This window comes from Affinundibacterium seohonense, assembly GCF_014284305.1.
GTDB classification, from domain to species: Bacteria; Pseudomonadota; Gammaproteobacteria; order Burkholderiales; family Burkholderiaceae_D; genus Undibacterium; species Undibacterium seohonense.
Genome location: NZ_JACOFW010000009.1, coordinates 53,997 through 65,798, shown reverse-complemented (window position 1 = coordinate 65,798; position 11,802 = coordinate 53,997). Strand labels below are relative to the sequence as shown.

General features: G+C 47.5%; 17 protein-coding genes. 16 read left to right on the top strand and 1 reads right to left on the bottom strand.

The genetic code is table 11. The annotated features are described in order from the left end of the window. Positions 1 to 65: 65 nt before the first annotated feature. The 14 genes from H8K52_RS10000 (at position 66) to H8K52_RS09935 (ending at position 8,959) form a co-directional block, all read left to right on the top strand. Positions 66 to 524 (top strand): hypothetical protein, encoded by a 459-nt coding sequence (locus H8K52_RS10000; RefSeq protein ID WP_186922761.1) that lies wholly within the window; start codon positions 66 to 68, stop codon positions 522 to 524. 174 nt (positions 525 to 698) lie between these two features. Continuing rightward, positions 699 to 1,538, top strand: a complete 840-nt coding sequence (locus tag H8K52_RS09995) for a PhzF family phenazine biosynthesis protein (protein WP_186922760.1) — start codon at positions 699 to 701, stop codon at positions 1,536 to 1,538. Between the two features lie 44 nt (positions 1,539 to 1,582). Next, a complete protein-coding gene (locus tag H8K52_RS09990; protein ID WP_186922759.1) occupies positions 1,583 to 2,137 on the top strand; it encodes a dienelactone hydrolase family protein in 555 nt (184 codons plus the stop codon). A gap of 97 nt (positions 2,138 to 2,234) precedes the next feature. Continuing rightward, positions 2,235 to 3,506: a sterol desaturase family protein gene (locus H8K52_RS09985; protein ID WP_186922758.1), complete on the top strand. Its 1,272-nt coding sequence runs from the start codon at positions 2,235 to 2,237 to the stop codon at positions 3,504 to 3,506. Positions 3,507 to 3,538: 32 nt separating this feature from the next. Beyond that, positions 3,539 to 4,147 (top strand): HD domain-containing protein, encoded by a 609-nt coding sequence (locus tag H8K52_RS09980; RefSeq protein ID WP_186922834.1) that lies wholly within the window; start codon positions 3,539 to 3,541, stop codon positions 4,145 to 4,147. Then, the gene (locus H8K52_RS09975; protein WP_186922757.1) at positions 4,140 to 4,457 is read left to right on the top strand and encodes a hypothetical protein; all 318 of its coding nucleotides are present in this window, start codon (positions 4,140 to 4,142) and stop codon (positions 4,455 to 4,457) included. Before H8K52_RS09980 ends, H8K52_RS09975 begins: the two co-directional genes overlap by 8 nt. Further along, complete coding sequence (locus tag H8K52_RS09970) at positions 4,457 to 4,906, top strand: hypothetical protein (RefSeq protein WP_186922756.1); 450 nt, start codon at positions 4,457 to 4,459, stop codon at positions 4,904 to 4,906. Before H8K52_RS09975 ends, H8K52_RS09970 begins: the two co-directional genes overlap by 1 nt. A 7-nt stretch (positions 4,907 to 4,913) precedes the next feature. Continuing rightward, complete coding sequence (locus H8K52_RS09965; protein WP_186922755.1) at positions 4,914 to 5,399, top strand: hypothetical protein; 486 nt, start codon at positions 4,914 to 4,916, stop codon at positions 5,397 to 5,399. A gap of 28 nt (positions 5,400 to 5,427) precedes the next feature. Beyond that, positions 5,428 to 5,802, top strand: coding sequence for a VOC family protein (locus H8K52_RS09960; protein ID WP_186922754.1), 375 nt, complete (start codon positions 5,428 to 5,430; stop codon positions 5,800 to 5,802). 204 nt (positions 5,803 to 6,006) lie between these two features. Continuing rightward, positions 6,007 to 6,273, top strand: a complete 267-nt coding sequence (locus H8K52_RS09955) for a hypothetical protein (protein ID WP_186922753.1) — start codon at positions 6,007 to 6,009, stop codon at positions 6,271 to 6,273. 105 nt (positions 6,274 to 6,378) lie between these two features. Further along, a complete protein-coding gene (locus tag H8K52_RS09950) occupies positions 6,379 to 6,762 on the top strand; it encodes a nuclear transport factor 2 family protein (RefSeq protein WP_186922752.1) in 384 nt (127 codons plus the stop codon). A 367-nt stretch (positions 6,763 to 7,129) separates the two neighbouring features. Further along, the gene (locus H8K52_RS09945) at positions 7,130 to 7,663 is read left to right on the top strand and encodes a hypothetical protein (RefSeq protein ID WP_186922751.1); all 534 of its coding nucleotides are present in this window, start codon (positions 7,130 to 7,132) and stop codon (positions 7,661 to 7,663) included. Positions 7,664 to 7,744: 81 nt separating this feature from the next. Next, positions 7,745 to 8,266 carry a DUF695 domain-containing protein gene (locus tag H8K52_RS09940; protein ID WP_186922750.1) on the top strand — a complete coding sequence of 174 codons (522 nt, stop codon included), beginning with the start codon at positions 7,745 to 7,747 and terminating at the stop codon, positions 8,264 to 8,266. A gap of 102 nt (positions 8,267 to 8,368) precedes the next feature. Continuing rightward, entirely contained in the window at positions 8,369 to 8,959 is a 591-nt protein-coding gene (locus H8K52_RS09935) for a hypothetical protein (protein WP_186922749.1), read from the top strand. Between the two features lie 61 nt (positions 8,960 to 9,020). On the opposite strand, the gene H8K52_RS09930 is transcribed toward H8K52_RS09935, so the two are convergent. After that, the gene (locus H8K52_RS09930) at positions 9,021 to 10,139 is read right to left on the bottom strand and encodes a patatin-like phospholipase family protein (protein WP_186922748.1); all 1,119 of its coding nucleotides are present in this window, start codon (positions 10,137 to 10,139) and stop codon (positions 9,021 to 9,023) included. A 162-nt stretch (positions 10,140 to 10,301) separates the two neighbouring features. Between H8K52_RS09930 and H8K52_RS09925 the strand changes: the two genes are divergently transcribed. Both H8K52_RS09925 and H8K52_RS09920 read left to right on the top strand, forming a co-directional pair. After that, entirely contained in the window at positions 10,302 to 11,021 is a 720-nt protein-coding gene (locus H8K52_RS09925; protein ID WP_186922747.1) for a DNA alkylation repair protein, read from the top strand. 73 nt (positions 11,022 to 11,094) lie between these two features. Further along, a complete protein-coding gene (locus H8K52_RS09920; RefSeq protein ID WP_186922746.1) occupies positions 11,095 to 11,793 on the top strand; it encodes a 2OG-Fe(II) oxygenase in 699 nt (232 codons plus the stop codon). Positions 11,794 to 11,802: the final 9 nt, after the last annotated feature.

Here is an 11,802-nt window from a genome sequence, read left to right as displayed (position 1 = left end):
TATGGATTTTATTTTTCTTAAACTATCTCAATCAAACCAGCTAAAAGACAAGGAGGATCGAAGTAATGAAGAAGATTTTGATTTTTACTGCGCTGATGAATTGTGTCGCTTATGCTTCGGCTCAAACAACACCCGCTGCGCAATGCCCATTTGAACCTGATTATTTATCCAAGCACTTTGGTCATACATTTAAAGCTGGCGTTCCAGAGAAAGGGCTATTGGGCAAAGCCTGTGTCTACAGTTCTGACGGACCAAAGATTTGGCTTGATACAGGTCCTAATCCAGCACCCTCGGTCGAGATGTACAGAAAAATGAGTAATCCACCTGGAACGACTTTTACCGCTGTGAGCAACGATCCTGATAAGGCTGTACACATCAATCCGAAAGCCGACGCACCTTCATTTGCCTCGATCAGTTATGAGCGTAAAGGAGTCTTGGTCAACATCACGGTCACCGGCATCGATGGAAAATCAGCGATCCCAAAATGGAATACCAAGTTGGTGCAGTTAAAACGAGTTCTATGAATCTAGTCCAGCGTGTGAACTGACTGGCTGCGATCTTTGACCTTGTCCAACAATCTTCCCTTCATGTCGAAATTCACTAGGGTTGGAAGACGGAAAACGCTCTTCAAAGGAGACCGTCTATGCTGATTGAACGAATCGTTTATGATGCATCCACTCTTATTTCAAGGAACCATAATGCAAGTCCAAAAAATCGCAGCCTTTTCAGATGGTGAAGTTGGCGGCAATCCCGCTGGTGTTTTGATTGCAGATCAATTTCCCTCCGATAGTGAGATGCAGAAAATCGCTGCTGATGTAGGATTTTCTGAGACGGCGTTTGCTGTTCAATTTGGCGAAGATTGGCGCGTGCGTTACTTTTCACCAGAATCCGAAGTCCCATTTTGTGGTCATGCGACGATAGCGCTAGGCGCTGCGCTGGCACTGCAACAAGGCGATGGCGTATTTTCTCTACTGTTGAATCAAGCGAAGATCACAGTCGAAGGGCGTCGTGATGGCAGTACGATTTCTGCGGCCTTGCAATCGCCCCCGACCCGCAGTGCCGAAGCATCGCCACAATTGATAGCGGAGGCGCTCGCGATGTTTGGGTATAGCGAGGCTGATCTTGATCCGCGTATTCCACCCGCGCGTATTCATGGTGGTGCCGATCATTTAGTGCTTGCGCTGAACTCGCGACAGGCTTTAAGTGCGATGCGCTACGATTTATCAGCTGGTCGGGTATGGATGAATCGTGAAGCTCTCGTCACTATTCTTTTTGTGTTTATCGAAAACAATCAGCTCTTCCATACCCGAAACGCATTTGCCTCTGGTGGCGTATTGGAAGATCCGGCGACGGGGGCGGCGAGTGCAGCGTTTGCTGGTTATTTACGTGATTTGGCTTGGCTGCATGGCGGACATATTGATATTGTTCAAGGCGAAGATATGGGAATGCGCTCCCGGATCGCGGCAGATATTGGTTCCGAACCAGGGTCTTCAATTCGCGTTTCAGGTACTGCGCGATTGATGGCAACATCCATGTAGTTTAGACTTCGTCCACCCTCACGAAGATAAAAGAAATGTGATTGATGCAGATAATCATTGCTACTGACATTCACGGCGTCACCGATGGCGTTCGTGCCTTATTCGAGAGTTTTGATCCGCATCAACTGCGGTTTTTATCACCATGGGATAGCGATGAACATCCCTATTCGACGGAGCAAAACGCAGTACAGGCGTTTCATGCAGATCAAGGCTTGCTTCGATATCAGAAAAAAATTGCACATATCGCGGGCGATATGCCCGCCTTGCTGATTGGTTTTAGCGTTGGTGCATCGGCGCTATGGCACTATGCCAGTAGCGAGGAATGTCATCCTGACAGTCGTGCTGTTATGTATTATGGCTCTCGCATTCGTGATCACCTGTCGCTAGTGCCTCGTTGTAAAAGTTCTTTGATCTTTGCGGAACATGAGAGCGCGTTTCAACCACATCGTATTGTCGATCAATTGACGAACTCAAGCACAGATTGTGAGGTTATCGCTGGCACACGTCACGGCTTTATGAATCCACATTCGCCCCATTTTGATTCTAGCTTGTCGCATCAGCAGCTCGCTTACTTGCGTGTGGCTAGCCAGTCAATCTAAGCGACGATGATCGCATAGGCAATTATTAAAAAATCACTTACTATTGCAAACTCAATCGAAATCCGAGCAGTCCATCTCCTAAATACATTAAGTTTCTATGTCAGAAAATATCAAACAAGACAAAATACCCGCACCAGTTGCTGCAATCGCCAGCGTCGCTAAAGATACCGCGAAATTAATGGCCGCAGACGGTGAGCTGATAAAAGGTTATGGCATCGTCAGCGGCGTGTGGGCCTTAGGATTGGCTATCTTGTGTTTGCTTGGCGTGTTGGCGTTTCACTTTCCGCAGTATTTGACGACACCGGAATTACGACGCCAATATTCCCCCGATTTGATTCGCCATGTCATGTTTGCTGCCTTGGTGTTGTCTGGCTCCATTAGCTTGGTCAATTTGATTTTGAAGCGCGCACGTAGTGTCAATGCGGTGGCGGGTTTGCTGGTATTGATTAGTGTGATGTTGGGTGGATCGCATGTGCCAGTTGCGGATTTTCCTGATCACACGCCGTACATCGGACTGGATTGGTTTATCTTGGATTTGCTAGGCTCGACCTTGATTTTTGTCGGCTTGGAAAAGCTCTTTCCTCTGTATCGCGGGCAGCCGATTTTTCGGAAAGAATGGCAGACCGATCTGGTGCATTTCGCCGTCAATCATTTCATCATTGGACTGGCACTGTTGACGGTCAACTTTTTAATACACAAAATTTTTGGTTGGATCGCGATTCCGGCACTACAAGAATTGGTGCAGGCGATTCCTTTCGTGTTGCAGTTAGTTTTGTGTATTTTAGTGGCAGATCTGGCGCAGTATTGGACGCATCGCGCTTATCACGAAGTACCGTTTTTATGGCGTTTCCACGCGGTGCATCACAGTACCAAAACCATGGATTGGCTGGCGGGATCACGTATGCACATGTTAGAGCTGATCGCCACCCGCGTGTTGGTCTTGGGCAGTTTGTATGTCCTGGGTTTTGAAAAGACCGTGATGGATGTGTATATCATCGTGGTCGGTTTCCAAGCTGTGTTTAATCATGCCAACGTCCATCTTAATTGGGGACCATTAAAGTATGTGATCGTCACACCGGATTTTCACCACTGGCATCATTCATCTGATGAAATCGCCATCGATAAAAATTATGCCGCGCATTTTTCATTCCTCGATTATGTATTTGGTACTGCGATCAAAGGCCAAACGGGCTTCCCAAAAAATTACGGTGTGTTTGGCGATTACATGCCGGAAGGTTTTATGGCGCAGCAACGATTTCCTTTTCATGTTGATCCGTATCGTGCAGGCACAGCCGCGCGTTTGCGCTCCCAGCGTCGGCAACGGCAAGCGGGGAAGCATAGCGAAGTTAGCACCGCAGATAAAGAATAAGCTCGCTTGAATTTGAGAAAGTACCGATGCCAATGCAAGCCAATGCCATGCTTCAACAATTAGATTTTCTGCGCGAGATTGATCGTCTTAAATCAGTCATACGACAGTCACCGCTGTTAGACCAAAGCCGCAAAGAAAATAGCGCTGAACATTCTTGGCATTTGGCAATGTACGCCATGTTGTTGCATGATCATGCGCATAGTCCTGTCAATATTGAGCGGGTCATAAAGATGTTGTTGATTCACGATATTGTTGAGGTGGATGTTGGTGATACGCCGATTCATAGCGGTGCTTCGCAACAAGATCAGGCACTACAAGAAAGCATGGCAGCCGAGCGCCTATTTGGGCTGCTTCCACAACAACAAGGCGCAGACTTGCTCGCTCTGTGGCAGGAGTTTGAGGCAGCAAGCAGCGATGACGCGAAGTTCGCCAAAGCATTAGATCGTGTCCAACCTTTATTAATCAACGTCGCCACCAATGGCGGTACTTGGGTTGAAAATAATGTCAGCTTAGAGATGGTGCTGCAACGCTATGGACCGACAATTGAACGCAGTTCACCTGCTTTGTGGATGCATTGTGAGGAAATGGCACGCGCCCATTTTGCGCGGGTAAAAAGTGAAGGAGTGGTGATCGATGGATAAATTTCAAGCTGAACAAGCAGCCGATACGTTTCGCTCCCCTGAACTACAAGCACAGGAAGATCGACTCAATGACCAAAGCCGAGCTGAATTTGCACAAGGTGAGAAGCGCAAAATTGCTTGGGCCGGTTTGCTTGGATTTGGGATTGGTGCGGCGATCGCGCATTATCTCGGTGAGCCCATCATCAGAGGTGGTTTTGGGGGCACGATGACTTTTGGTTTGATCGCGTCATTTTGGGTATTGGCACGTATTCGTAAGCAAAGCACGAACGCCACCGATGTTCCTACACAAGAAACGGGCTACGAGAAATGATGCAATTAGTTTTTACCAAAGGTGCTGGCAAGCACGATCAGATGGCTGTCGTGCGTGACGGCGTTGCTGTTGAGCGTATTGAGTGCCCCAAGCAAGGCATTATTCCGCATGACATGGTGCATTACGGTGTCGAGAGCACTTTGCACAAACGCGGTTTTGTTGATCGCATCTTGCATGGCGAAGCGGCCTCATTTCAAATGGCCGCAGAAGAAGAGAGCGATGGCGTTGAGCGCTTGGTCGAAGTGTTTCAGGCAGACGGTTGGTCAGGTTGGACGAGCGCCCCGGCAGATATGCTAGACCTGTATCAAGTCACCTGCAATGCGCGACAATGCGCACCTTTGGAATTGCATGCCGAGGACATCGAGGCGGTGCGGAGCAAACTACTGGAATTGAGTGCGCAATGGCAGTCGGTTGCAGTTGGTGGTCATTTGGTTTTGGATTTTGTGTGAGATGTAAATGGCCTACGCTTTTTTTTCAAGGATAGGCAGGCACCTTCAGGCTAGTTCACAGCATGTCAATTCCGCCATCTTGTTACTCGCACCGCTACCGTTTTTGTTCTTCACATCGATGATATTCGCGGCCTTTTGGCAGAATGATGCAGATTATGTATTTGGTCGGGTTCGGGTGGTGGACGCTGTTTTGGTCGATGCTGGTCCACCACGTGCATCACGCGGTAGACCACGCTTCTTTCCCACATTTCGCTTATCTGATGGACAGCTTTTGACGCTCGACAATGCCATGGTCGCCGATGAAATTCCGCCCACCAATCAAACGGTGGTATTGCGTTGTAGTCTGGGTCAATCCCATCATTGCAAGACACCAGCCAGTCCGAATATCGATCCCATTTTCTTAGCCATAGCGGCAATCTGGTCGTGTCTGAGCGTCCTCATGCCTATTGTGATGTGGCGAACTTTGTATAAGAGATTGCGCACGAGTGCATGATGACAAATTCAAATTTGAGGAGACAGCGATGGAACATAAATTATCTGAAATAGGACAAATCGCCATCACGGTTAGTGATGTTTCACAGGCCTTAGAGTTTTATCGTGATGTGCTTGGTTTAGAATTTTTATTCAGCCCCGCACCGAGTCTAGCTTTTCTCAGTGCTGGCTCGGTTCGTATCATGTTGAGCACGCCACAAGGTGCGGGTGCAGTTGGTGCGAATTCTGTTTTGTATTTCAAAGTCGAAGACATAGAAAGCGTATTCACCAGCATCCTCGCCCGTGGAGCGCAGCTAGAACGCGCACCGCAAATGGCAGCACAAATGCCCGATCACGCGCTATGGATAGGATTTGTGCGTGATCCTGATGGTAATTTGGTGGGCTTGATGGAAGAGAAGCGGTGAGTGTTTGAAATGTGGTATTCGCGTACTCAGCTTGTTAATACCACCTGCACTTTTTGTCGGATTGTTTAAACCAAGTTGTTGTAGGGTATAAACAAATTAAGCTAAGCCTGATGCGGGTTTCCGGACGGTTGAAACAAATTGCCAAATTTTTGATGGTCGGTTATCTTTGCAACTTGTCAAATTAAATCGCGTTAAGCATCAGATATGGAAACTAGAAGTGTCGCAGACGTTGCCGGAGCATGGGTTGATCCAGATTTTGAATCAAGCCTTATAGAACGATGTAGAAAGAACTGGAACGTGCCGGTTGGAGAAATCTCAAACTATGTGCTTTCCACCTTTATTCGCCAACGAATTGCACTTGCACTTGTTATTCCCGAGGCTAAGCGACGCCTTGCTGCGGGGTTCGTTGATGACACAGAATTGTATGATGATGAACTTGCAAATGCAGTGGCTGAATCAACTGATGCTTAACTGGTTGGTCGATCGGACTGGCTGCGATACGGCTCAGTATTTTATAAATTTATGGGCGGCCATCCGCTCACCGTTGCGTTATGTAACATTTCACGGAGGTATTAATTGAGTCCCACTGATATCCGCGCACTCGTCGACAACTATATCGACGCGTACAATCGCAAGAATATTGACGACATGCTCATGAGTGTTCATTCACAGGTTGAGTTCAAGAACATTTGTGCTGGTGTCGTGAACGCAAGCACAAATGGGGTCGCGGATCTCAGAACCCTTGCTCAGCAGTCTTTATCGCTATTCTCGGAACGGCATCAAAAAATTGAGTCCTTCGAGCTTCAAGGCTCTGTGGCGATTGCCACGATCGATTTTCGCGCAGTCGTTGCCGCCGATCTGCCAAACGGTCTGAAGAAAGGGCAGGTTTTAAACTTCTCCGGCCGCTCCGAATTCGAGTTCCAAGACGGCGCGATCTCCAAAATCACAGACTTCAGTTGAGCGCCCCCATGCCGCATAACAGGATTACAAAGACACTCATTTCAAAAAATAACAAAAATAAGCCAAAGCCTGTCATTTCAATTATCTTCCCCGAATTTTAAGATGGGTGTCTAATGCGGTCCATTTTGGCAAATGCTTGTCTGGCTGCGGACAAGTTTTTGTAATACCTTGTTTGCTTCGCGGTATGGAGCATCCAAGTGTCTGCTCAAATGTGTCGTTCGCGTATTCAGCTTTCTTGAAACCATTTGCACTTTTTGTCGGTTTGTTTAAACCAAGTTTCTGTAAGGTATAACTAATTTCAGCCAAGCTTGATGCGGGTTTCCAGAGGGGCGAAACAAATTGCCAAAGTTTTGATGGTAGGTTATCTTTGCAACTTGTTAAATTAAATCGCGTTAGAGCCCATCGCATGTGTACCTGCAGCAATTACGATCCTATCGAACTGACTCGTGACTCTATTAGTGGCCGAATTAAAGCGTCTCGCCAACTCAAGAAATCCCTTGATGAAATTGCGACGCACTCAGACGGAGAACATAAACTTTATGTTTGCCGCGCGTGTGGTCAATTTTGGCAAGGTAGCCGGGCTTGGAACTGGGGTAATGATCCGTACCTTTTTCGGGTTCCCGAAATCGAGGTTGCGGAATGGCTGAAGAATGTTTATGTGCAGCCGGACGACTTATTGATTTACGCTGCGGTTATGCATGATTTACTAGAGAAGGGAAACTTCGTCTCGGGCGATCAAACCTGTCGTTTGGAAGGCTGCACACGGAATTCGATGCAAGGACTCGTCACTTGTCTCCCCCATCACGTAGCATCGCTCCAGCGTATGGGCCGTTTTCCATTGGAGCCTAGTGGTCGCTGGTTTAAACCTTATTCACATGATGGCATCGTTCCTAAGCTCTAACATAGCGCTCGTTCGGACTGGCCGGACACGCTGTCTTTTTTTTGCATAATCCGCTGGCGGCCAGCCGCACAGCTCAACGTTATGTCTAAACCAAATGTTCAATTTTTACGTCTCATGCTCATTGCTGCAATGTTTTCATTTGCTGTCACACAAACCTATGCGCAGGGGCAGAAATTGAGAACTTCAAGTGAGCATAGTTGGGCAATTGCTGAGGGAAAAACTGAGACTTATCCATTTCAGCTACGATTTCGAAAAATACCCGCAAGCTTTCCACGTGCTCATTACCCCATTCGTATAAACATTTTCTGGAAAATGAACATGCCACAAAAGAATGGACTTGCTTCGCCAGCGGATATAAGTCTGATGCATTCGTTTGAAGATCGACTGGTTGCTACAACTGAGTCAGACGGTGTAGCAATACTAACTTTAGTGCTTACAGGCAGGGGCGAACGGGAATTCGTATTCTTCGTTCACTCTAAACAAGAATTTTTGAAACGACTTTCCAATATGCCACAGGAAATTGCCAGATACCCAATCGAAATTCACGCGAATGAAACATCATCGTGGGATTATTACGATAACGAGATGCGCAACCTCAAATAGGCATTCCGTGCATTTGAAAATGACGCACGAATATGCGCATCCCTTATATTTGCCGATAGGCTTGCGCGCGTTTCAATTCGGCCTTAGAACTAAGGAACTGCCATGACTGGTACATATGATTGGAATCCAATGCCTCACAAAGTTGACATAAAGTGTCCAGTGTGTGGCGAGCATTCGGAATTTGAATTTGCTGAAGTCGTGAAAATCGCATTAAAGAAAGATGTACCCTTCTTCGATCAAAGCGACTTATTTGAGTATTATCTATTTGAAGATTCGTGCGGGCACAAATGGCATGGGGCAGTTTATTACGCGAATTTACATGGTGGTTCGACTGGTGCAATTGGAGATTTACCCGAGGGTTATTCTCCGGAAAATTGGAATCATTCGCGGTATCTAATGAGAAGTCACGGATTAGATCTAGGTGCATTTAGTTGTGGCCACTGCCAAACGAGAAAGCCCTATATATTGCAATGGCCATTAGATGCTTTTTACTCTATAGCTTACAAGGGCGAGCTTCTGTGGGCGTTTAACCGTGAGTCAGCAGTAGAATTACGTGACTATATCGCTTCAAGTGAAAGACAAATAGAGAAATTTAAATGGTCTAGGTTTCTACTACACATTCCCACCCTATTTAAAAAACAAAATGCACGGGAAAATATCGTTAAGCAGATAGATCGGGTACTGGCCTGTTAAAAGCTATAACAAAGTAATCATGGGCGCCTACGATTCACCACACTATCCGCAACAACTGCGCTTAGCCACCACGCCCACCAACCGGCACCCGCAAATCATCCAAATAATCACGCGCAATGTTCACGCTACAAGACACGCCTAGATGCTGTCGTTGGGTTTGCAACCATTGCTGCGCGCTGCTTTTTCCTAAATCACGCAATTGGTAAATCAATTGAGAATCGGTTTGTGATTTGCTAGCGGCGGGATAGGCTTCTAACTCTTCGCCGCCATCGATGCGGTGCATGAGGACGTCTTTGTAGCGCTTGGGGTCGAGCTTGCCTTCGGCTAGCAGACGTTTTACGAAATCAATCGCGCGCATCTCCGCAATGAGGGCGGCATTAAAGGTCATTTCGTTGAGGCGGTCTAGAATGTCGGCTGCGGTTTTTGGGACATTGTCGCGTCGGATGGGATTGATTTGAACCAGTACCACATCGCGGCTTTTGCATTCATAAATTAAGGGATGAATGGCCGGATTTCCTGAGTAGCCGCCGTCCCAATAATGTTCGCCCTCAATCTCGACTGCGCGAAATACGGTGGGTAGGCAGGCCGATGCCATCAGCGCGTCGGCAGTCAGACGTTTGCCGCTAAAGACTTCAGCTTTGCCATCGCTGACTTTGGTCGCGACCACAAATACCTTCATCGATTTGCACGCTGCCAGTCGTTCGAAATCGATGTGACCTTGAAGAAAATCTTTGAGGGGATTGATATCTAGGGGATTGCTTTGATACGGTGAAATCGCATTGCTCCACATGCTACCGATGGACTCAGCGAATAGTTGTGAGGGCGATCGCGCACCGACGAATGCCGCCATCCCGCCAAATAGCATATCAAATGGGACGCGCTGCGCCTGCGCCAGACTATTTTGCAAAGCGCCCATGTGGATCACGCCATCCCAAAAATCTTTGAGTGATTGCCGTGCCGCTTCGCGCTTTTCTAGATCGGATTTTTTATCTGCGAGGGCAAAGCCATGTGCCATCGCAACCGCATTCATCGCGCCAGCGCTTGTACCACTGATGCCTTCGAAGCGGATTTGTCCGTCTTCTAGCAGGGTATCTAATACGCCCCAGGTGAACGCGCCGTGCGAACCACCGCCTTGCAATGCGAGATTGATGATTGGCTGCTGATTGGCTTTGGTATTCATATTCAGATTCACAGGTTTCTATTTAATTTACGCGTTGGATAGAAACAACGCGAACAGAGTATAGCCTTTGTGAAAGTTCTGGTGTGTCCGCTTGTTGTCAGACAGGATTCTGATAAGCTAGGCATCGGTTTTGAATTGAATGATTTCGAAAGGATCGACACCATGAGTACATCGGATGCAGTGCAACTCGTTGTCGCGCAACTCAAGTCCTTGGGGCTAGATTCGTATCGCAACACCATGCTAAAACATGGCGCGCAGGAGCCGATTTTTGGCGTCAAAATCGAAGAGATGAAAAAGCTGATGAAGCCATACAAAAACGATTTGGCTTTTGCTTGCGCCCTATTCGATACGGGTATTTATGACGCGCAGTACATGGCGGGTTTGCTAGCTGATGGTGGCAAAATGACTGAGGCGCAATTGCAGCATTGGGTCGAAGCTGCGAATTCGCATGGCATACGTGAATATAGTGTGGCTTGGGTGACTGCTGAAAGCCCGCATGCGATGCCATTGGCAATGGCGTGGATCGATTCTGATAACGCTGACATCGCTGCTGCAGGTTGGTGTGTTTTGAGTAGCTATATTGCTGTGACCGAGGACACTGAGTTGGATGTGAAGTTGTTGCAGAAACTCCTCAAGCGCGTGGAAAGTCAAATCCATCAAGCACCAAATCGTGTACGGTATTGCATGAATGGATTTGTGATTGCACTGGGGACTTATGTTACCTCTTTGAGTGATGCTGCGATCGCTGTGGGCCAAACGATAGGTAAGGTGAACGTGGATGTGGGTGAGACTTCATGTCAAGTGCCGTTTGCGCCAGATTACATAGCTAAAGTTGCGCAGCGTGGTAGCTTGGGGAAAAAACGTAAGACCACGAAGTGCTAAGTCAGCTGTTGTTTGATTGTTAGAATCATTGTCGACGTGTGGTACTCAATTCGCTCGTATTGATGGAGAGCAGATGGACGATTTTATTGAAATTTATGATGGGGCTTTGAGCCCAGAGTTTTGCCAAAAAATGATCGCGGCGTTTGATCAGAGCCCGCATTTGATACAAGGCAAGGCCGGTGGTCTGGTGGATACCAGTAAGAAAATCAGTAGCGATCTTTTGTTGAACTCCCATGCTGAGTATGCGGATTTGTTGCAGCATATTTCTACGGTCACGGCGCAGTATGTCGCTGCTTATATGGAGAAGTATCGCTTCGCCCTAATCGCTCCGCTCGCGTTGACCTTGCCGCATCCAGTCACTGGTGTACCCACAGGGTTGACGGATGAAAATTATGACGAACTCGCTGCTGGCAAAACTTCTGACTTGATGCAATACCTGTATCGACTCGGTACCATACAAGCGCAAAAATATCCTCAGGGTAGTGGCAATTATCGTTATTGGCACTGCGAGGTGTTTCCGATGGCACCACATAATGAGCAATTGCATCGTAGTCTGCTGTTTATGTATTACCTGAACGATGTGGAGGAGGGCGGCCAAACCGAGTTCTATTATCAGAAAAAAGCGATCGCTCCAAGGACAGGCAGAATGGTCATTGCCCCCGCTTATTTCACCCATACCCACCGAGGTTGTGTGCCGATTTCTGGCGACAAATACATTTTGACTAGCTGGGTTTTGATGCAGAGGGCGGAGCAGCTTTATGCTGCTGTTTGACATTAAAGT